Source organism: Paenibacillus sp. 1-8, assembly GCF_056316205.1.
The window spans coordinates 2,909,142-2,931,420 of the sequence record NZ_CM149995.1; the positions used below are offsets into that span (position 1 = coordinate 2,909,142).

A 22,279-nucleotide genomic window follows, 5' to 3' on the forward strand; every position below is an offset into this window, starting at 1 on the left:
AGAACTTTGTAATTATTTTGGATAAATATGGTATATTAATATTTATAGTTTTATTAAGGAGAGATTAAATGAAAAAAATTATAATTTCAGTGTTTATTATGACTTTTATCGTAATAGGTTTTACAGGTCCAACAATGGATTATGTGTATGCTAAGGAGAATTCAACCAGAACAACCTTTGATCGCATTCATTACATACAAATAATTATCCATTTTAAATCATTGGAAAAGCAACTTGAAGCTGTACTTTCCGAAAGAAATAACTACCCAGAGGACAGTCCAGCATATAAAGAGCTTTCTGAACAAATGAATCACATTCTTGAGCAGGAAACATATTACCAGAAAAAACTTAAAGCCCTTTATAGTAAGTAATATACTTCTCCCCGTTTGTTATCTTCACTTTTATCATTTTGCTCGTGCTGATCTACTGTAACTTTTCCTACAACGTAAAGTTGGTAAGGATAAGGCAGGTAAGCATGAGTTTTTTTGCGTTCCTTACCTTTATACTTTATTAGTTTCTAAATATCAGGGTCATAGGTAATAGCTTCATTTTGGTTTTAATAGATTTATGCTGATACATTGTTAGTGCTACTGACATATGAATAAAGTAGACCTTAGCAAAGGAGATATGCAGATGATCAAAAATAGAGTCAAAACGTATAAGCATCGTATTGGTAAGAACAAATTTCTGGTCGTAAAAGTCTTTCAAGCCGCTGCTGCCGAAACAAGAAGCGGTAACGCACTAGCCACCAATGCATTGAACATCAAAATTTCCAAGCGCAACCGTAAGCGGAATCATAAACGCTTCTAAGATTCATCGTACCTTCTTTTCTTTTCCTGTGAAAGGAGGTGATATCATGTGTAAAAAACATTTCAAACGTAATGTGAGAAGAAGAGGATTATCGATCCGTTCAAATCAAAGAGCTATTGCGCGCGCTAGAGGTAATGCACTGGCCGTTAATCTGTTTAGCGTAAATGATAGACAACGCAGACGTTAATGATTGTTTTTAAGCGAAAAGCGGGAAGGATTTCTTCCCGCTTTTTTGTGCCGCATTATAGTGTAAAACGGAAATTCAACCAATAATAAGGGGCTTGAAATTCGAAACTCTTACCTATATCAATTCCTAAAATTAGGGACATATGAACAAAAATCAGGGTGATGAATGTCTCTTATGATTCGACAATATAAGCCGAGTTATTTTTGACAAAAAAAGAGCCGCTATCTAGTAGCAACTCCAGTGAAGATTATGTTCGAATTAATGAAACCCATTTCCTCTATACCCTCGTCAAATCGGTGATAAGAGATCGGACACCTCTTCGATGTTTTTGTTATTCACATTCAAAGTAAGCGTCTTTGAAAATGCCATTAACAATTTCACCTTTTCCACATTCAGAGTATTGCTTCTGTCCACAAACCCATTATTATTCAGGAAGCTTTCCCAATGTCTTAGGGTGCCGATCATGTAATATGTTTTTTCGAATGTGTGAACTAGAATCTGATCCCTCTTACGTCCTTTAGATATGAAAAGAACCTTGTCTACTGGTATGTTTTCGCCCTTGTTAAATACCTCGAGAATCATCAGCTGAGACGGTTAAGTTTAGCATTTCATATATTTCCCACTTTATTTCAACAGTTCTTCAGGTGGTTCGGGACTGTGAATCCAAGACAAACTCGCTGTACTCACTGATACAACTGCAAGTGAAGTTAGTAATATGGCAGCATTATAGTACATGCCAATCTTAAATTTACTAAATTTAGGACTTTTCATTTTTCGCACCTCCTCTCTATTAATGTTAAGCTCTGAACAAAAAAACTAGCAGCTACCACCGGAAAAGCCAGCCACAAATTAAGTGTTATTATTGCAACTCCGCAAATTTTTAACAATGGGTAGTGCCGTTTAGGTATACGAGTCTTCCCGTCTATTCTAGACGGAGCATAAACTAAGACAAGTATTATACTTAATATCGAAGTAATAACTGTCCAATTATAGTTTAAATTCACAAAGGACAGGGCGGTAAGTAAAGCTGTAGATACAACAATGCACACTATATTGCTCTTTAAATGTATTCCTCCTACAACTTGACGCAGTATAGAAAAAGATATCATCGCCAGTACAGTTTCCTGCACCTTACCCGTAATAAATGAAATACCAATAGTTAACAAAATGATTGAAACTGTATTAATCACAACGACTATTCCATGTTTTAAAACTGCAATAGAAGCTGGATGATCCGGTACAACTGTTTTGATATGAGTTGCAATATCAAGAGCGATAGAATCAAGATTTTTTATAATAATCACGCTCCGTTTTTAGCGCATAGTACAGGAACATTCCAGATGCCAAAGCTATAAATAAAATACTCAAAGGAAAATTATTGACGTAGAACATAAATGTACTAGCTGCTAATACCCCAATTATTAAAATAACAACAAGTACATGTTCCCACCTAAAACGCAAGCTTTCATAATCTGCTGTAAAGCCTATTTTGAATTTAAATAGCAACCATGATATAGCTAACACCCATGCACTGGTTACAGCTTGAGCTAACGATCCCTCTGGAGAGGTCTGCATGTCTGATGTCAATGTACCAAAGAGCATTACTATGATTATTGCTTGAAACAGCGTATACAAAAACGTACCTGTAATGGATATAATAGCTGCCCAAATAATGGGCATCCTTACAACAGTAGTTATCAATAATGTGAATAATATAATGTTTATAGTCGGAGCAAAAAAAGACAACGACATTTCTTCTCTCAACACCATACTTTGCAAATTCATGATTAGGCTGATAAACAAGGCAGGCCAGACAAAATCTAAAGCTCGGATTCTAAAAATAGTAAGCATTAAAACAAACGCCGCAAATGTTTCAACATTAGAAAATAGCAAGAACCGTATAGGCTCCCACATAACACATATCCCCTTCACTCAGTTGTAACCAACAATATAATTCTATATTTGCTATAACAGCATGGCAATACAATTATATGTTTATTTGTAATATTTTATGTATTATTCTAAGTAAATATTTTTCGCTCGTTTCCTTATAATGTGTTTATTGCTCTAAGAACCATATTTCAAAAAAGCTCTTATTTCACGAGCTGGAAAATACCATTTACCGCCAATTTTTCTTTTCGAAAACCTGGGATCATGGAAAAACGTGTCCAATATCGTGCCCCAACTCATACAGGTTCTCTTCTTTGATTATTTAGGATGTTACAAACGCTCAAAAAAATCATCAAACACAATCAGCCAAAAGAGACAAGACAACATGGCATTAATACACCGATGTTCTTGCTTACGGGCTTCGATCCAATTCACAAACTCTTCCTTTGCAATTCTTTTAGTACCTCCAATTGAAAAATTCGGTATCCTCTTTTATCTTGAGTAATTCATATACACGATCTTTTGAAATACCTAAATATTGAGTAATATTGAGTAATATCTGCTGCACTTAAAATTTCAGGCAATGTCCTCAATGTAATTCTTTCATTGGCAATTACTCTTTCAATGCGATGACACCCCGAATGAAAAATGGGTTACTGATGTGACGGGATTCCACTTGTTTGGACAAAAGGTATAGGTACGATCTAAATCTGGTAATGTATCGCACTGATGGTAGAGTAATTCCAAAATCCATAAAAAGTTTGGGGGCATTTTGGGGCAACTATATATCGGATTTATATTTTTTACTCACTGTCCCCAAATTAAAAATCCCTCAACGCTTAGAGCGCCAAGGGATTCTATGTTTTAGTAAAGCGTCAAATATTGATCACGTTCCCACTGATGAACCTGTGTCCGGTACATATCCCATTCAATTTCCTTAAGCTCGTAGAAGTAAGCCAGCGCGTGGTCACCCAAAGCATCCGAGATAACTTCACTTCGAATCAGCTCGGACAAAGCTTCCTTCAAGTCCGCAGGCAGGCTTGGAATACCCTCTTCAATCCGTTCTTCCTCAGACATAACATAGATGTTACGATCAATCGGAGCTGGCAAAGCCATTTGACGTTTGATGCCATCCAAACCGGCTCTCAGCATCACAGCCAGCGCCAGATAAGGGTTCGCAGCCGGGTCAGGATTACGAACTTCGACACGGGTACTCAGACCACGAGATGCCGGAATTCGAATCATCGGACTACGATTACTGGCAGACCAGGCAACATAACAAGGAGCTTCATAACCCGGTACAAGACGTTTGTATGAATTCACCGTTGGATTCGTGATTGCTGCCATCGCACGTGCATGCTTGAGAATACCAGCCATATAATGGCGGGCCGTCTGGCTCAATCCGAGTTCGTCTGATTCATCATAAAATACGTTTTCATTGTCCTTGAACAACGATTGGTTACAGTGCATACCGGAGCCGTTCACGCCAAACAAAGGTTTTGGCATAAAGGTGGCGTGCAGACCGTGCTGACGTGCAATCGTCTTAACAACGAGCTTGAACGTTTGAATCTGATCGGCAGCTTTGATTGCATCTGCATATTTAAAGTCAATCTCATGCTGACCGGGTGCAACTTCATGATGGGACGCTTCAATTTCAAAGCCCATCTCTTCAAGCTTAAGGACAATTTCCCGACGACAGTTTTCACCCAGATCCATCGGTGCCAAGTCAAAATATCCACCTTGGTCATTCAATTCTGTAGTCGGTTCGCCTTTTTCATCGGTTTTGAACAGAAAGAATTCAGGCTCAGGTCCAACGTTCATCGAAGTATAACCCATCTCTTCGGCTTCCTTAAGTACACGTTTCAAAATACCGCGCGGGTCTCCAGCAAAGGGGATTCCGTCCGGCTTATAAATATCGCAGATCAAACGAGCTACACGATCCGAGGTTACCCAAGGGAATACTACCCATGTATCCAGATCGGGGTATAAGTACATGTCAGATTCTTCAATGCGCACATAACCTTCAATGGAAGAACCATCAAACATCATTTTATTATCCAGCGCTTTTGGCAACTGGCTAACCGGAATTTCTACATTCTTGATCGTACCAAGCAAATCTGTAAACTGCAAACGAATAAAACGAACATTTTCTTCTTCGGCAATCCGAAGAATATCTTCTCTGGTATAACTCACACTAACCTCTCCCTTTCTGTAGCGACTATATACAAAGTAGCTGTTCCGTAATTGTCTTAAATAAATGAGGTCTGGTCTTCAAGTAAAACGGTAGTATGCAAAAATGCAGGCTATACATTATCTCTTATTGAAAAAACGTGATAATTCACCTTGGATCAGGGATACCTGTCCTGGTCTTTTACCTGCCACAAGCTGTTGTTTCAGCAAGCGGTGAAGCTGGGTATCGGACATTTCACGGCGTTTGACTTCCGTATCTGCAGTAATAACCGTCGCTTCTTCCGATTCCTTGGTGACCGGATTCATGACTTGTTTAATTCCCGCAATGTTAACACCCTTCTCAATCAACGCCTTGATTTCAAGCAAACGCTCTACATCATTAAAAGAAAAAAGACGTTGGTTACCCGACGTACGGGCAGGAACTATCAAGTTATGCTGTTCATAATAACGAATCTGACGTGCTGACAAGTCCGTTAGCTTCATGACAATACCTATTGGAAATAAGGCCATGTTTCTGCGAATTTCGTCGCCCATTTGTCATCAACCTTCCAGTGATCTATTCTTCACCTTATTGTACATTTAGCTGATGCAAAGTGTCAATAATATGTTAGAAAAACTCACAATAATTTACGTTCTTTCATCGTTTGCAGGGCCATCAGCACTCCATATTTCACATGAGAGTAGGTTAAGCCCCCTTGCATGTAACCAATATAGGGTTCACGAATCGGAGCATCTGCAGATAATTCCAGACTTCCTCCTTGTATAAAAGTGCCTGCGGCCATAATAACCGGATGCTCGTAGCCCGGCATATCCCACGGCTCCGGTACCACATGGCTATCCACGGCGGCGGCACGCTGAATTCCTTGAACAAAAGCAATTAAATGCTCAGGTCCGCTAAAAGAAATGGCCTGAATCAAATCAGTGCGCTCCTCATGCCAGGCAGGTTTTGTTTCAAAGCCCATTTCCTCAAAGACCGCAGCTGCAAATATACTTCCTTTAACCGCTTGACCAACCAATGTTGGGGCGAGGAATAAGCCCTGAAAGATGCCTCTCGTAGTACCTAACATAGCTCCTACCTCTCCACCGATTCCAGGCGCAGTTAAGCGGTAGGCCGCCAGTTCCACATACTCTTGTTTACCGCAAATATATCCTCCCGTTTCGGCAATGCCGCCGCCGGGATTTTTAATTAGTGAACCTGCCATCAAATCGACACCGACCTGAGTAGGCTCCAGCTTTTCGGTAAATTCACCATAGCAATTATCCACAAAGACAATAACGTCAGGTTTAATCACCTTTACATGGGCTGTCATTTCCTCGATATCTGCCACGCTAAAGGAAGCTCTCCAATCATAGCCACGTGAACGCTGGATACCGATCACCTTCGTATTGGCATGGATTGCAGCCTCCACCGCTGTCCAATCTACTTTACCTTCGGCTGTCAGTGCAGTTTCTCGATAAGTAATACCAAAATCCTGCAATGACCCGGTCCCGTCGCCGGGCTTGCCGATCACTTTGTGAAGCGTGTCATACGGTTGCCCCGTAATATACAACAGTTCATCACCCGGACGCAGCACGCCGAATAAAGCAGTGGCAATCGTATGAGTTCCCGAGGCAAAATGCGGGCGGACCAGCGCCGACTCGGCACCGAACACATCGGCGTAGACCTCCTCCAGTACCTCACGCCCCCGGTCATTGTACGCATATCCCGTGGAGCCGGCAAAATGAAAATCGCTCACTTGCTTCCGCTGGAATGCCTGAATAACCTTCCACTGATTTGCATCTACAATATGATCTATACGCTGTAGCCGTTCCTGTATTTTGCGCTCTGCTGTTTCCTGAATTTGTTGGATTTCTGGACTAAAAACTACCATTTTACCTTTCTGACCCTCTCTCTTACGCAGCCTTAGGCTATTGATGTTATATCATCGTCGCTTTGAATGACGTGCATTATTATTGAATTGACCTAAAAACGTCATCAGATGTTAACCTTCTGTGAAGTCTTTGAGGGCATGACCATATTTTTCATACTCACCTCGCTGAACTTCCACCTCATAAATGACATCATTGCCATCATACTCGGTCAGGAGTACATCCCCGATCCGATAAAGCACCGATGTCAGATCCCCACGTTCCGCCGGAATACGGAATCTCAGCGTATCTCCGCTCAGATGCTCCTGAATCAGCTCACGAAGACGCAACAGATCACTTTCGTCGAATGAGCTGATTTTCAAATAGCCCTCGCCGGAAGGAAGCATTTCCAGTTGCTCAGAAGTACAAGCGTCTTTTTTATTAAATAGTACGATCTGAGGCTTGTCCGCAGCCCCCAGTTGCTCCAAAATCGTTTCCACGACTTTCATCTGTTCGTCACGCATATCCGAGGAAGCGTCGACCACATGCAAAATAAGATGGGCCTCATTCGCTTCCTCCAGAGTAGCGCGGAAAGAAGCAACCAAATCATGAGGCAGATTTTGAATAAAACCAACCGTATCTGTAAGAATAATTTCTTTTCCGCTCGGCAGTTCCATCGTTCTGGAGGTAGGGTCCAGTGTTGCAAACAGTTGGTTCTCAATATATACATCAGCCGCCGTCAGTTGCTTTAACAGCGTTGATTTACCCGCATTGGTGTAGCCGACAAGCGCTACCTGCACAATACCACTCTTTTGTCTGCGCTCTCTGTGTAAATACCGATGTCGGGTCACTTCCTCCAACTGACGCTTCAAATCGCTGATACGATCACGGATATGACGGCGATCTGTCTCCAGCTTGCTTTCACCGGGACCACGTGTTCCGATACCGCCGCCGAGTCGCGACAGATTTTTGCCGTGACCAGATAAACGGGGTAACAAATAGGACAACTGCGCCAGCTCAACCTGAATAATACCTTCCCGTGTTTTCGCACGCTGGGCAAAAATGTCCAGAATGAGCTGCGTACGGTCGATAATTTTGAGATCCAGACTTTCTTCCAGATTACGCACCTGAGCCCCCGACAGCTCCTGATCAAAAATAGCCGTATTCGCGCCCAATTCCTCGGCAGCCGCACGCAGTTCTTCTACCTTACCTTTGCCGATAAACCATTTGGAATCTTTCACTTCCTTGTTCTGGGTCAGAACGCTAAGCACTTCAACACCAGCCGTCTCAGCCAGCTTCACAAGTTCATTCAGAGAGTATTCTGTATTGATGCCAGAACGCTTGACTTCATCCGTAATCAGACTGACCAGTACCGCCTTATCCTGCATTTCGGTTTGTGTATCATAAGTGGAGTTCGCCATATTGTTTGCTCCTTTATTTTCCATGTTAACTCTCGCACAGAGACCGACCTGATATTCAGGCCGGCCCCCGTTTGATGTTATACAATTCGATGTGGTTCAGATTTCTATTATCGCCTATCTTTTGTCCATTTTCAAATCCTCAGGACGCAGTGTCATCAGTTCCTGCTTTCCCGGCTGCCCGCTCCTGTATTGATTGAGCAACCGGACAGCCTGATGCCGAATCGCTTTTTCGATCACATTGCGGACATAACGCGCGTTGCTGAATGCATGAAGACTGTCGTTGCGTTCATTCAACAGATACTCTTTCATTTTGAGTATGGACTGGGGCATGAGAATATAATCCCGTTCTTTGGCCATCATTTCAGAAATTTGGATTAGCTGATCCACGGTGTAGTCCGGAAAATCAAGCTGGATGGGAAAACGGGAAGGCAGGCCAGGATTCGTACGCAAAAAGAAGTCCATCTCCCCCGAGTATCCGGCAAGGATCAAAATAAATTGATTTTTCTGATCCTCCATGGATTTTACTAAGGTATCAATAGCTTCCTTTCCAAAATCCTTTTCTCCTCCCCGCGCCAAACTGTATGCCTCATCAATAAACAGCACTCCACCCAGAGACTTCTTGACCAGATCCCGCGTTTTTTGCGCGGTATGCCCAATATACTCGCCTACCAAATCAGCCCTTTCCACCTCAATCAGATGGCCTTTGCTCAGTACCCCCATTTTTTGCAGCATTTTAGCGATAATGCGTGCTACCGTTGTTTTCCCCGTACCCGGGTTTCCTTTGAAAATCATGTGGTATACGTGCGCATTACTCAACAGCCCCGCATCGGTACGCATATGGGCAATTTGCAAAAAAGCATATACTTCAAATACCAGTTCTTTGATGTTATCCAGACCGACGAGATGATCGAGGTCCTTCTGAATTTCCTGATAGAGACTAAGATACTGCGGTAACGCCTGCGACTTGGTCGAAGTTGCTGCATCCGTCTCATCAACATTTACCGAAGCTATCGGCTCCGGGCTACGCAGCACGACATTGATTTGCCTGGAAGGTCTATCCTCCGTCCGCTTGCCCGCGGCGATTCCCCGTCCATTCATGCATCCATCACCTCAACATTTCTTCAGGCACAGCTTACCCTACTAATGTATTCGGCCCGGCATGTCCTTATTAGCACAAAAGCAACGGGAGCTTTTGCAAAGCATTTTGTTTATGGAGAAGACCTCTATGAGAAAACGTTGTACGTTTCAGGACACCCAGGTTTTGGCACCAAGCCACCACCGTTGCAGCGACCATTTGGCGTAAGCCAGTACCTCTCTCGACTGATGAAGCGGCATATTCAGTACTTTAGATTCCGCTAGAGCCATCTGAGGATGATCCAAATTCAAAAATCGGGCAATCTCCAGCGCCCGTTGGCCATGATAGCTATGTGTGATAATCACAGTCGAGGTCCAACCATACTCCTGCATGATGCGCTGGCTATACAGTAGATTTTCGTAGGTACTGGTCGCATGGTTTTCCAACACAATATGTTGCGCTGGAACACCTCTGTCGACCAAATAGCGTTTCATCCCCTCAGCTTCTGTATAGGGGTAAGTCGGTTTGTCCAATCCCCCGCTTACAATCAGATACTTCACTGTCCCGTTGCGGTATAGCTGCAAGGCTTCGTTCAGCCTCTCCTTAAGCCCCGGACTTGGCTCTGCTCCCCACATGGAAGCCCCAAGTACAATACCTACCTGTGCCTGCTTAAGCGGAGTGGTAGAGGCTGCGTTATTCATATTCCAAAATCGAATACCCACCCATACCAAACCGATCATAAAAATAACCAGCAGACAAAGTATAAAACGTTTGGCTGCTGTAAACTTTTTCTCTGGGCGGCTCAGCCTGCTTTTTAATTCAGATTCTTTTCGCCCAGTCCTTCTCATCCTCTGCAAAACCTTCACCGATCCCTCTTAAAATCACCATTGTGAAACCAGTCTGCCCGGTGTTTCAGCGACATTTTAAAATAGGGAAATGTATGGGCATCTATTCGTCGTAAAACGTCAGCCGCCGTACGATTAGCCAATTCTGACTCCTGTGTCGAGATATGCCCGCGCTGTAACGCATCCTCCAGCTCATCCTCGTCCACCAAAAAGATTTCGCCATTTTTAAGTACCACCACATCCAAATACAAATCGTCAAACCAGGGAACTCCCTGATCGGTCACACCCTGATTACGGCAGGTATCAATATACCATTCCACAATCTGCTCCCGATTGTCGAACATGGCAGTCACAACATAATGCTCACCCTTCGGATAATATTGCAACCAGGAATAACCTTTATCCGCTATGCAAAATGTATGACCGCCGTAGCTTTTCCATAACGGCTCCTTGAGACTCAAAATGGTATACAAGGTCACATATCCTGTAAACACGTCACTTTCCACATACCGGCAAGCAAACTTGCGGTTCGTTATTCTGCGCCAGTTGGCCCGGTCTCCGAATTTGCGCTTCATAATGATGTTCCTCTCCAACATTGGTAAAACCAGCTTACCATATTTAAACTGTACACTCAAAAATAACTCCCTTCATCACAGCAAAAAAGGTATTCTCAGACCATGAAATGGTCCGAGAATACCTTTGGTTGAGATAAATTCAACTTGCATACAACATATGCCTTCTAATTTCGGTTGCGATGTCCACGATTGGAGTTCGACTGACCGTTGGAATTGCTTTCCTGACTTCCATCCGTTGTGACTCCAGTCGTAGATGTATCCGTATTTTCTGGATTTACCATAGTATCTTCATCAGAAATACCTGTATCCGGTGAAGTAGTCTGACCATTTCCCTGATTCGTGTCACTTCCTGTGCCGGAGTCACTATTATTGCCTGGACTGCCAGTGCCATTTCCGCTAGTGTCTCCAGGAGTCGTCGGAACCTGTTCCGGGCTGGTTCCATTATCGGTACCTCCAGGGAATGTATTCCCCTGATCGGTGCCGTTCTGACCATCTGTAGTCCCGCTGTTATCCGGTAATGTTCCATTCTGATTCGGATCGGTTCCCTGCTGAGGATCTACCGGAGTGGTCTCTGCCGGAACTTCCACACGGATAGTATTGGAAGCCTCGGATTCTTTTCCATCCGTCCCATAAGCTACTACATAATATTCATACGTGTTTCCAGCTATAGGAGACGTGTCTTCACCACTCGTGCCCTTCATTGCCTCCATAATTGCAGTAAAGCCAGCATCAGAAGTCCCTTTGCGATACACACGGTACTGCATATTATCTCCCGCCGCGGCATTCCAGGACAGCGATACAATTTGGGTGTCCTGACTATAAGACCCGCTCAGTCCGCTTGGAGCGGTAGCCTGAACTGGCTCATCTGGCTTCTGCTCAACTGGCGGTTCATATCCTTTCGGCTGGCTGAATTGCGTAACCGGGTGCCCCTTGAGGGCTTCACCCATGACCCTTCCGAAAAAGGCTGCCGACTGCCCACTGTAATTTCTCAGCATATGCTTGCTGTCCGGCTTGTCATAGCCCATCCATACCGCACCAGTATATTCCGGCGTATAACCGACAAACCAGATATCACGGTTGCCACTGTTACCGCTGATTCCACTCTGGGTTGTACCCGTTTTACCGGCTACAGGCCAATCAATACGGGCTTTACGACCAGTACCGCTATTGACGACATTTTGCATCATCTGCGTCATTTCATAAGCTGTTTTCTCGCTCATTACGGTTTTAAACTCTTCTTTGTGAGTGTAAACCGTTTTGTCATCACTATCATTAATTTCCTTGATGGAATAAGCCTTTTGGAACTGTCCGTTATTGGCAAAAGAGCTGTACGCCTGTGCCATTTCAAGGGTATTCGTTCCTTTGCTTAATCCACCTAAAGCGATAGCGAGCGAGTGATCATTTTTGTCCATCGGAATTCCTACGCTCTCCGCGAATTGAACTCCTTTTTCCACACCAATTTGGTTCAGCAGCCATACTGGCGGGATATTTTCAGACTTGGTAATCGCATCAGTCATACTGATGGTCGAAGAGTAACCGTGCAAGTTTTTCGGGCTGTACCCGTTAAAACTCTGTCGCTCATTACTCAAAGGTGTATCCATTGTAAATTTGCCAGATTCGAGAGCCGGCGCATACGCCGCGATAGGTTTAAAGGCCGAGCCTGGCTGTCTACGGCTTTGTGTTGCGCGGTTAAAGGTTCCCTTTTTGTAATCCCGTCCGGGTGCCATCGCGGCAATTCCGCCCGTCTGGTTGTTAATGATGACCATGGAGCCCTGAACAGGCTGATCGTCCGGACTTTTTTCGAACATATCATCATCTGCCATCGCCTGGTCCAACGCATTTTGGGCCTGAGCATCCATCGTCGTATGAATTTTATATCCACCAACGATCAAGTCGTCTCCGCTGACTTCTGGCAGGGCTTCCTCCGCTTCATTCATCACATATTCCATAAAATTCTGATACTTTTGAACTTTTTCCGGCTGCTTGTAATCATAATCTACAGCCTTGGCCTCTTCCATTTCCTGCTTGCCGATCATTCCCTGCTCGAACATCAACTGGAGAACCACTGCACGTCGTTCCTTTGAGTTTTCCGGATTACTAATTGGATTATATTTGGAAGGCCCTTTTGGAATAGCTGCCAATGTAGCGATCTGCCATAATTTTAATTCATTTAAGTCTGACACTCCAAAATAGCCTTCCGACGCCGCTTTGATACCGGAGTAAGAACGTCCAAACCAAATACGGTTCAGATAAAGCGTAATAATTTGATCTTTATTCAAATTCCGCTCCAGCGCCATCGCAATGGATACTTCGGTCGCTTTACGGAAAAAGGTCTTGTCACGCGTCAAAAACAGGTTTTTCGCCAACTGCTGGGTCAGCGTACTGCCGCCCTCCACTGCCGAACGTGCTACGATATCCTTAACAGCCGCCCGGCCAATGGACCAAATATCGACACCCTGATGCTCATAAAACCGTTTATCCTCAGTTGCCACAAAGGCCTTTTTCAGCAGGTCTGGTATTTCTTTACTTGTGACAGGATCGCTTTTTTGCACGGACAGCTCGCCCATGAGCACGCCGTTACGATCGTAAACCTTCGATGTCTCATTCACTGTAATTTTGTCTAGATTGGCCTTATAAATTTTTTCGCCATTTACCATGACAAACAAATATCCTCCAAGCGCGCAAAATATGGCTAACGCCGCCGTAATAAACAGCGTCCATCCAACTCGCTTACCTGTAATTTTCTTTTTCTTGCCCTTCGGCTTCTCTTTAGGTGTGTTTCTATTGCGATTGCCGGATCTGGACAATGAATCGTTTGGCATTCCCCTGACTCCCTTTCGCGAATAATCATATGTTGCAGAACGTATATAGCTTCATGTCGACAGCATGAAAGCAAACGGAATGAAAAGAACAACCCTGTTCAGGTTGCTCCCGGTCACATTCCTATACGGTTAGACGATACGGACGCCTGAAAAGTTTCATCAACCCGGGCGTCCGTCAGGCCGTAATCAGTTATCGCTGGCGTTATCCTGTTGCTGTACAAGCGACACATTGCGCTGCGGTGTAAAGGTGGAAATAGCATGCTTGTAGATCAGCTGTTGCTTTCCATCGGAGTCGATAACAATTGTGAAGTTGTCAAATGCTTTAATCGTTCCCCGCACCTGAAATCCATTGATCAGGTATACCGTTACCGGTATAGAATCCTTGCGCAATTGATTCAGAAACGTATCTTGGATATTAATGGACTTGTTCATTTTAGCCGTACCCCCAATAATCATTTGGATTGTTTTGAAGTATATTCAAGGTCTGTCCGGAACTTTCCTGCTATAATTTCGTGTATTCGGGCTGCATGAGCAGAAAAATTTCCGAAATCAGTGACATCTACCCACTGGATATCCTTCATATGGCGAAACCACGAGAGCTGCCGCTTCGCAAAATGACGCGTATCCCGTTTCAGCCAAGTCACCGCCTCTTCCAAAGACACCTCTCCTCGCAGGTAGGAGGATATCTCTTTATAGCCTAGACCTTGCATGGAGATGGCATCGCTTCGCACTCCCCGTTCCATTAAGGAGGTTACCTCAGCAACAAGCCCTTGATCGAGCATCCCGTCAATTCGGTCTTCAATACGTTTATATAGCATTTGCCTATCCATTGTCAAACCTACGATGCATAGCTGATAAGGAGATTCCTTTTTTTGACTGGCAAGTTGAGAGCTAAGCGTCGTTCCGCTAACATGATAAATTTCCAATGCTCGAACGACTCGGCGACGATCGTTGGGATGCAGACGACGTGCACTTTCGGGATCAACCGCCTGTAGTCGCGCATGAAGCGCCTCGGCTCCAAATTGCTCGGCATAATCAAGCTGTTCCTGACGAAAAGCTTCATCAGCTCCCACCTCGGAAAACTGGTATTCATAGCAGACAGACTCCACATACAAACCAGTCCCACCTACGATAAACGGCAGTTTTCCTCTGGCATGAATATCCGGTATAAGGCGACGGCAATCTTCCTGAAATGCAGCTACCGAATATGGGTATTCCGGCTCATGAATATCAATCAAATGGTGCTTAATTCCTTCCATTTCCTGTTCGGAAATTTTGGCAGTTCCAATATCCATATGACGATACACCTGCATGGAATCTCCGGAAATAATTTCCCCGTCAAATTGCCGTGCCATCTCGATGCTTAATTTCGTCTTGCCGACCGCTGTCGGGCCGACAAGAACAAGTAGTTTAGGCTTAGATGCCGCTGTCAATATCAATCACTCCGTACACTGTTTTCGTTGTGCCCCGTTGCTCCACACGGAAGCCGAGGCGGGCAAATTCCCCGCTGCCCCGTTTTTCCTTCAATATAATTGTTTTCCTTGCAATCCGTTTTGCCTGAGCAATACTTTCCTCATCCAGCGCATCCGGGTTAGCCAACCCTCTCAATGGACCGATGGCACTGGAATCGAGCAACGGATCACGGAACATCGGGTCAAAATAGATAATATCCACACTGCGATCCGGCACGCTACGCAAATAGTCCAAATGATGACCAAAACGAACATCAATGCCGGAAAATGCCGTATCTACCGCTTCGTTACCGGAACGGTAATGCCTCATTCCATCCTTGATTAAAGCATAGACAGGAAAAGAACTTTCCACAGCGGTTACTTGTCCAGAGCTTCCCGTTCCAATTGCAAACAGGAGGGAATCCGTTCCGAGTCCTGCGGTGCAATCCAGCACGGTGTCCCCCGGAACGAGCCGAGCGGCGGTCAACATCGGATCAGGCTCCCCTTTCAACACCCGCTTGGCGCGGATAAAGCCCATACTTGGGTGAAAAGTCATCGGTGGTTGTTCCGGACTAATCAGCCTCACCCCGCCCTGCACTAGCACCAGCGCCTGACGAACTTTATGAGCAGCAGTCAGCCTTGCTACCGATATACCACGACGGGGGGCATACAGCACCCCCAGTTCGGCTGCAAGCATTTCCGCCCGCTGCACGACCTCAGCCGAGGGAGAATCCCCCGTCGTCACCAGTAAATCGGCTTGTTCCTTCCGAAGCCTTGCCTGCCTTTCTTCTTTACGGTTTTCCCGATCCTGCAACATGTACAAACTCCCTTACATTACTCTTTTAAACAGCTTCTCCAAATCATATGTGGAAAAGGATACAACGATAGGTCGCCCATGCGGACAGGTGTACGGCTGTCTGCACGTCGCCAAACGCTCCAGCAATACGACAGCCTGTCGGTCGGTCAGCTTCTGGTTCGCTTTAATCGAAGCCCGACAGGAGCACATGATCGAGGCTGCCTCCCGTACCTTAGCAAGATCAATTGCTTTTTCATCCAGTACCCATCCTGCCATTTCCTCAATAATATCCGCTTCTTCTCCTTTAGGAAGCCAGTAAGGATAAGAGCTAACCCGAAAGGTTTGACCGCCAAAATGCTCCAAATACACTCCCGCTTGCTCAAACCAGTGTAGCCTTGTTTTCAGCTTTTCCGTCTCTGAAGGCGTAAACTCTAATGTAATCGGCAGCAATAGCTCCTGCGATACGGCCTCAGGATTTCCAAATTTTTCATAATAAAATTCGTAGTTAACTCGTTCATGCGCTGCATGCTGGTCGATTAAATACAGCCCCTGATCGTTCTGCGCAATCAAATAGGTTCCATGGTGCTGACCGATCAAATTTAGCTCAGGAAAAGCGGGCAGCTCGGGAGCCTCACCCGATACCACCGCCAACTGCTCTGCATTCAGTCGTGACTGACGTGGCTTCTGATCCGTGAAATAGCGGGAATCCACAGCGTTTCCTGCACCCGGTGCAGAAGGCCGATAAGCCACAGAAGCAGCCGCTTCCTGTACTCCGTCGCTGCACAAGGAAGATGAGCCCGATACGGCTCTACTTCCTTGTATCTCTTGAGTATCGGGCGTCTGCCCGGCAGCACCATCAGGCAATGGAGCGCTCCCTCTAACGCCATTTCCATCGTTTCCATCCACAAAATCTGCATCTAGCTCTTCGTCACTGACACGTTGCCCAGAAGGCGGGTTCACCCGACCAATGACAGGGAGCCTCTCCCTATCTTGACGTTGCTCACGATCCGCCCCATGCCCACGGTTCTCCTCATTTCCATCCAACCGAATAGATTGGCGAGGGTCACGGCCCTCTGGGTAAGATCCGGTAAGCGGCTGTGCCTCCACTTGACTCTCGCCAGCAGAAGAATTTCCTTCCATACCGTTTCCCTTCGAGAAATGAAACTGCTCCTGCACAAACGAGCCGCTATCCTTGCCGCCGATTTCGCGCTTGACTGCCTTCGGAATCAGCACCTGCTGTCCTAGAACAGCTTTTACCGAATCCTCAATCAACTGAAACAGCTCTGCTTCTTTGCTGAAACGCACCTCCAGCTTGGCGGGATGAACGTTAACATCTACCAGTGAAGGATGCATCTCCAACTGGATCACAGCCAGGGGAAAACGATTGATCGGCAGCAGCGTATGATATGCCTTAAGCAACGCCTGATTCAGCCCATAGCTACGCACAAAGCGTCCGTTCACCACCGTTGAGATGGCGTTTCGATTCGATCTGGTCCACTCCGGGCGGCTGACATAGCCGCTAATACGGTAATCGAGACTTTCTCCTTCCAGCAGCAGCATGGATTTGGCCGCAGAAGTTCCGTAAACAGCAGCAATCACCTGAAGCAAATCACCATTACCCAGCGTTTGAAGCAGTGTATTCCCGTTATGTCGTAAAGTGAAGGCAACTTCCGGGTGCGAAAGCGCCATTCGGTAAAGCACATCCGAAATGTGCCCCAGCTCCGTCTGGATCGTTTTCATATATTTCAGTCTTGCAGGTGTATTATAAAACAGCTCCCGGACGGTAAAATCCGTCCCTTGCCGGGCGGCTGCATCCTCGTGCAGTACCAGCTTGCCGCCCTCAATAATCAATTTGCGGGCACGTCCGTCATCTGCGGCTGCTGTGAGCAGCTCCACTTTCGATACAGCCGCAATACTCGGCAGCGCTTCTCCACGGAAGCCCAGGCTCGTGATCTGGAACAGATCGCGTCCATGTCCGATTTTGCTTGTCGCATGCCGATAGAACGCCGTTTCCACATCCTCAGGCTCAATGCCACTGCCATTATCCGTCACCCGGATGCTTTGCAGTCCGCCTTCTTCAACCCATACATCTACGCGCGTACCGCCCGCATCAATCGCATTTTCCACCAGTTCCTTCACGACGGAGGCTGGACGTTCCACAACCTCACCGGCAGCAATCTGGTTGGCAATATGCTCATCCAGTACCCGAATTTTAGACATCCTTTTAACCTCCCCCTGACCTCAAAGTGTGATGAAAAACTGGAAATATCATATCGTGAACTACAGGCCGTTAGCCTTGTTTTTCAGTTCATTTAACAACTGCATCGCCTGCAAAGGTGTCATGTTCATGACATCGGCGTTTTTCACCTTGCGCAAAATCTGGCGCACAATCGGATTAACCTCGGCCGTCTCTGGCTGCGGCTTGGCAGGAGCAAGCTCTTGCTCTCCGAAAATGGACAGCTGTACGACTCCGGTAGCTGTATGATCCAGCACACTGGAATCTTCCACTTCCTGCTGAGTATCTTCTTTTACAACGTTGGCTTGCTGTGACACAAATGGAGCCTGCAATGCAGCTTCTCTTACAACGTTTTCCTTCGCTGCTGCAACAACCTCGGTGCCTGCCGTCACTTGGGCAGCTGCGTGCTCAAAGCCGTGCAACAGTCCGTTCGCGCGTTCAATGATATTATCTGGCAAACCTGCGAGACGGGCACAATAAATACCGTAACTGCTACTGGCCGCACCCGGTATGAGCTTGCGCAGGAAATTCACCTTGTCGCCGCTTTCCTGTACTGCCATAGAGTAATTCCGCAGCGAGGACAGGCTTTGCTCCAAATGAGCCAGCTCATGAAAATGCGTAGACACCAGCGCCTTACAGCCGATCGTATCATGCACAAACTCGATGACCGCCTGCGCAATCGTCATCCCTTCACTAGTGGACGTACCGCGTCCCAACTCGTCAATAATGATGAGGCTTCGCGGAGTCGCCTTGTCTGTCATAACCTGAATATCAGCCATTTCCACCATGAACGTACTCTGTCCACCAATCAGATCATCCGCCGCACCGATGCGCGTAAAAATGCGATCCAGCATCGGCACTTTGGCATGTGCAGCCGGAACGAAGCAGCCGATCTGCGCCATGATTGCGATAAGCGCGACCTGACGCATATACGTGCTTTTCCCGGCCATATTCGGACCGGTAATCAGCAAAATATGCGCGTCTTTTTCTTCCAGTGCCGTACCATTGGCGATAAAGCTGCCATCCTTCATCACGGCTTCCACAACGGGATGTCGCCCCTGCTCCACCACGAAATCATATCCGGTTGTCAGCTCAGGCTTCACGAAGCCACGCTCTGCGCTGACCGATGCCAGTGACTGGTACACGTCAATTTCAGCCACCCGCTCTGCCAGCTTTTGCAGACGTGGAATTTCAGTATTTAGTTTACTGCGAAGCTCGGAGAAGAGAGAGTATTCCAGGTCCACCATCTTATCCTCGGCTTCCAAAATCAGAGATTCCTTTTCCTTCAATTCCGGTGTAATATAACGTTCCGCATTCGCCAGCGTTTGCTTCCGTTCATAACGTCCTTCCGGCAATGAAGCCAGATTGGATTTGGTTACCTCGATATAATAACCAAACACTTTGTTGTATCCGATTTTGAGCGATCGAATACCAGTCGCTACACGCTCCTTCGCCTCCAGTTCGGCGATCCAGCGCTTGCCGTTCACACTAGCTTCCCGCAGCTCGTCCAGATGCTGATGGTAGCCTTCCTTAATGAGACCCCCGTCCCTTACGGAAACAGGCGGCTCGTCCGCCACGGCTTCCTCAATCAGCGCGCACAAGTCTGTACAGCTATCCAGCGTTTGGGCAATTCGGCGCAGTGTCTCCGATTCCGATTCCGCGCACAGCTCACGTAAAGCCGGAATCCGGGTCAATGATAGCTTGAGTGCAATCAGGTCGCGTGCATTGGCGCTGCCAAAGGCAATTCGCCCAACCAACCGCTCCAGATCGTAAATTTCCTTGAGCTGTGCACGCACATCCTCCCGAAAAATAAACTGATGGTACAGCTTGTCCACTGCTTCCAGCCGTTCCTCGATCAAATTACTGCTAAGTAGCGGCTTGTCGATCCAGCGTCTCAGTAACCGCGCTCCCATCGACGTCTCCGTCCGATCCAGCAGCCACAGCAACGAGCCCTTCTTGGAGCGCTCACGAACCGTCTCCACCAGTTCCAGATTACGGCGGGTAAATGGATCAAGAATCATAAAATGGTTCGGCTCATAAGCAGAAATCTGTGTTAACTGGCCTAACGATCTTTTTTGCGTTTCATTCAAATAAGCAATCAAACGCGATACACAATGCCTACGTTCCTCGTTGAGTCTGGCCCACGTTGCTTCACCAAATTGACTACGCACAAGATCATCCTTAGACTTGTCCCAGGCTGTGAATACAACACGCCGTCCTACGGGTGACATTCGGGAGGTCACAAAATCGAGCAGATGACCATCCCCCAGCATTTCTGATGGCTCATAAATATTAATTTCATCCAATAGCCATTCCTTCGAATCTGGTACAGAGGTCACATACAGCTCACCTGTGGACAAATCGCAAGCCGCCAGTGCCAGCATCCCGTCCGTCTCGGTGACACATACCATGTAGTTGTTGGATTTGTCACCCAGCACCTTGCCTTCCATTACCGTACCCGGAGTGACGACACGGACAATATCTCGCCGTACCATCCCCTTCGTAGCCGAGGCATCCTCCATCTGTTCGCAAATGGCAACTTTATAGCCCTTTTCTATAAGGCGCTGTATGTAATTTTCCGCCGAATGATAAGGCACGCCGCACATCGGAATTTTTTCCGTGCCGCCACCCTCGCGTCCGGTAAGTGTAATCTCCAGCTCCTTGGATGCAAGAATCGCATCATCAAAAAACATCTCGTAAAAATCCCCCAGGCGGAAAAACAAAAACGCATCCTGCGCCTGATCTTTTATCGATAAATATTGCTCAATCATCGGTGTATATTTGGCCATACCTTTTACTAACCCCCATACAATGTTCCGTTTAAACTTACATTACCTTTCATTATAGCAAAAATGACAGTCGATAACATGAAAGCATCGCAAACAACGTCACACATTTTACGAAAGCTTCCAGAACGGACGCAAATCCCGCGATTCATCCCATTGTTTTCCCTGACGCAGGCTGTCCAGCAATGGACCGACATAAGCTTTATATTGCGGATATACATCCAGTGAAACAATATCCAAAATAAGAGGTTTCATATACTCCCCCAGCACGATCCGATTTCCTTCATAAAACGCTCTATGAGCCTCTTCCTCATCCAGCGGCCTGCGCTGCAAACGCGGATATTGAGACGCGATGAGAAATGCCATTCCAATCACGCCCTTCGCAAGCTGCGGCGAAACGAGAAAGCTGGGTAGCGTACGGTATTCAAAACCTCCGTACGGTTGGCGACGAAAATCGCCCAAATTGCCGTAATACGGTCTGCGCCGAGCTGCGCGTTTATCTTCTAACAACGCCAAAGGCAGCGCTAAATAATTGTCCAGCGCACGTAACAGTGCCCCGTTCAGCGGAATTCCGCTAAAATGCAGATGCCCTCCCAGCGGAAAACCCGACTGCGGCATCCCGCCCGCTTGCCAAATCAGCGTACGGTCGTCAATGCGACGGGCTGCAACCGCAAAGGCATGCCGTAGATGAGTCAGTAAAAGGGCGGGATCGCCACTTGGCGTGGGTCGAAGCTCAGCGACCGGGTACAACGTCCGCCCCCGGCGCGTAACCGCATCGCATCCTGCCACGCCAAGGCGGCCCAAATATCGTGAAGCCGGTACGACCCGTCCTTCCGGCATGCGGACCAGCACAAATTCAGGGTCCATCCCGATTAGCAGCTGCTTATCCCCTTGTGCCGCTGGAAGGCCTTGTTCTTCGCGAGCTGCGGCTTCATATAGCGCATCTAAACGTCTATCATTTAGCCATGGCTGGGCCACGACTTCACGCACCTGACAACTGCGCTCGCCCAGCAGTGTCAGCACCACTTCACCACTGTCGAGGCCGAGTGTGTACAAAGTACGTACAGCCAATCGCTCCATTCTGATGGACAGTTGAGAACTGCTATCCAGCACAGTCGGATCATAAGCGAGGATTTTGGAGTGTCCTTCAATCGTGCGTCTTCGAATTTCCAGCATTCGCAGTTGATGGATTTGCACCACATAGCCTACCGAAAAATCTGCTGCGTTGTCGTCAATCCAGCGAACCGATATGCCAGAACGTTCCAGCCTGCGCTGCTTTTCATCATCCGGCATCTGTCTGAAGCGTCTAAGCGCCTGTCCCGCCTGCTGCATCATCTTACCCCTCCC

Annotated in this window: 20 protein-coding genes and 1 pseudogene; 2 read left to right on the plus strand and 19 right to left on the minus strand. The window is 46.6% G+C overall.

What is annotated here, in order from left to right:
• The first annotated feature begins 68 nt into the window (after positions 1-68).
• Positions 69-371 carry a hypothetical protein gene (locus tag AC0WRU_RS13160; protein WP_476124972.1) on the plus strand — a complete coding sequence of 101 codons (303 nt, stop codon included), beginning with the start codon at positions 69-71 and terminating at the stop codon, positions 369-371.
• Positions 372-633: 262 nt separating this feature from the next.
• Complete coding sequence (locus AC0WRU_RS13165) at positions 634-810, plus strand: hypothetical protein (RefSeq protein ID WP_162833922.1); 177 nt, start codon at positions 634-636, stop codon at positions 808-810.
• 475 nt (positions 811-1,285) lie between these two features.
• On the opposite strand, the gene AC0WRU_RS13170 is transcribed toward AC0WRU_RS13165, so the two are convergent.
• From AC0WRU_RS13170 to AC0WRU_RS13260, 19 genes and pseudogenes are all read right to left on the minus strand, one after another.
• Entirely contained in the window at positions 1,286-1,579 is a 294-nt protein-coding gene (locus AC0WRU_RS13170) for a LytTR family transcriptional regulator DNA-binding domain-containing protein (protein ID WP_476124974.1), read from the minus strand.
• Positions 1,580-1,621: 42 nt separating this feature from the next.
• A complete protein-coding gene (locus tag AC0WRU_RS13175) occupies positions 1,622-1,768 on the minus strand; it encodes a cyclic lactone autoinducer peptide (protein ID WP_014281452.1) in 147 nt (48 codons plus the stop codon).
• Complete coding sequence (locus AC0WRU_RS13180; RefSeq protein ID WP_476124976.1) at positions 1,765-2,301, minus strand: accessory gene regulator ArgB-like protein; 537 nt, start codon at positions 2,299-2,301, stop codon at positions 1,765-1,767. The genes AC0WRU_RS13175 and AC0WRU_RS13180 overlap by 4 nt, the downstream gene beginning before the upstream one ends.
• Entirely contained in the window at positions 2,279-2,911 is a 633-nt protein-coding gene (locus tag AC0WRU_RS13185) for a hypothetical protein (protein ID WP_025685288.1), read from the minus strand. The genes AC0WRU_RS13180 and AC0WRU_RS13185 overlap by 23 nt, the downstream gene beginning before the upstream one ends.
• A gap of 153 nt (positions 2,912-3,064) precedes the next feature.
• Positions 3,065-3,202: pseudogene (locus tag AC0WRU_RS13190) on the minus strand (group-specific protein); the annotation flags it as partial.
• A gap of 549 nt (positions 3,203-3,751) precedes the next feature.
• On the minus strand, positions 3,752-5,080 hold the full coding sequence (glnA, locus tag AC0WRU_RS13195) for a type I glutamate--ammonia ligase (protein ID WP_476124978.1): 1,329 nt from the start codon (positions 5,078-5,080) through the stop codon (positions 3,752-3,754).
• Positions 5,081-5,197: 117 nt separating this feature from the next.
• A complete protein-coding gene (locus AC0WRU_RS13200; protein ID WP_007430683.1) occupies positions 5,198-5,611 on the minus strand; it encodes a MerR family transcriptional regulator in 414 nt (137 codons plus the stop codon).
• Between the two features lie 83 nt (positions 5,612-5,694).
• The gene (locus AC0WRU_RS13205; protein ID WP_476124981.1) at positions 5,695-6,948 is read right to left on the minus strand and encodes a methionine gamma-lyase family protein; all 1,254 of its coding nucleotides are present in this window, start codon (positions 6,946-6,948) and stop codon (positions 5,695-5,697) included.
• Between the two features lie 111 nt (positions 6,949-7,059).
• Entirely contained in the window at positions 7,060-8,346 is a 1,287-nt protein-coding gene (gene hflX / locus AC0WRU_RS13210) for a GTPase HflX (RefSeq protein ID WP_476124983.1), read from the minus strand.
• A gap of 114 nt (positions 8,347-8,460) precedes the next feature.
• Entirely contained in the window at positions 8,461-9,444 is a 984-nt protein-coding gene (locus tag AC0WRU_RS13215) for an AAA family ATPase (protein WP_476124985.1), read from the minus strand.
• A gap of 147 nt (positions 9,445-9,591) precedes the next feature.
• Positions 9,592-10,269: a YdcF family protein gene (locus tag AC0WRU_RS13220; protein WP_476124987.1), complete on the minus strand. Its 678-nt coding sequence runs from the start codon at positions 10,267-10,269 to the stop codon at positions 9,592-9,594.
• A gap of 14 nt (positions 10,270-10,283) precedes the next feature.
• Positions 10,284-10,841 carry a ribonuclease FAU-1 family protein gene (locus AC0WRU_RS13225; RefSeq protein ID WP_476124989.1) on the minus strand — a complete coding sequence of 186 codons (558 nt, stop codon included), beginning with the start codon at positions 10,839-10,841 and terminating at the stop codon, positions 10,284-10,286.
• 164 nt (positions 10,842-11,005) lie between these two features.
• Positions 11,006-13,663 carry a PBP1A family penicillin-binding protein gene (locus AC0WRU_RS13230; protein ID WP_476124991.1) on the minus strand — a complete coding sequence of 886 codons (2,658 nt, stop codon included), beginning with the start codon at positions 13,661-13,663 and terminating at the stop codon, positions 11,006-11,008.
• Positions 13,664-13,849: 186 nt separating this feature from the next.
• Positions 13,850-14,095 carry an RNA chaperone Hfq gene (gene hfq, locus AC0WRU_RS13235; RefSeq protein WP_023989043.1) on the minus strand — a complete coding sequence of 82 codons (246 nt, stop codon included), beginning with the start codon at positions 14,093-14,095 and terminating at the stop codon, positions 13,850-13,852.
• A 20-nt stretch (positions 14,096-14,115) separates the two neighbouring features.
• Positions 14,116-15,096, minus strand: a complete 981-nt coding sequence (gene miaA / locus AC0WRU_RS13240) for a tRNA (adenosine(37)-N6)-dimethylallyltransferase MiaA (protein ID WP_476124993.1) — start codon at positions 15,094-15,096, stop codon at positions 14,116-14,118.
• Positions 15,080-15,931 carry a class I SAM-dependent methyltransferase gene (locus AC0WRU_RS13245; protein ID WP_476124995.1) on the minus strand — a complete coding sequence of 284 codons (852 nt, stop codon included), beginning with the start codon at positions 15,929-15,931 and terminating at the stop codon, positions 15,080-15,082. Before AC0WRU_RS13245 ends, miaA begins: the two co-directional genes overlap by 17 nt.
• Before the next feature lie 12 nt (positions 15,932-15,943).
• On the minus strand, positions 15,944-18,130 hold the full coding sequence (gene mutL / locus AC0WRU_RS13250) for a DNA mismatch repair endonuclease MutL (RefSeq protein ID WP_476124997.1): 2,187 nt from the start codon (positions 18,128-18,130) through the stop codon (positions 15,944-15,946).
• A gap of 60 nt (positions 18,131-18,190) precedes the next feature.
• Positions 18,191-20,935: a DNA mismatch repair protein MutS gene (mutS, locus tag AC0WRU_RS13255; RefSeq protein ID WP_476124999.1), complete on the minus strand. Its 2,745-nt coding sequence runs from the start codon at positions 20,933-20,935 to the stop codon at positions 18,191-18,193.
• 108 nt (positions 20,936-21,043) lie between these two features.
• Positions 21,044-22,267 carry a putative amidoligase domain-containing protein gene (locus tag AC0WRU_RS13260; RefSeq protein ID WP_476125001.1) on the minus strand — a complete coding sequence of 408 codons (1,224 nt, stop codon included), beginning with the start codon at positions 22,265-22,267 and terminating at the stop codon, positions 21,044-21,046.
• Between the last annotated feature and the right edge of the window lie 12 nt (positions 22,268-22,279).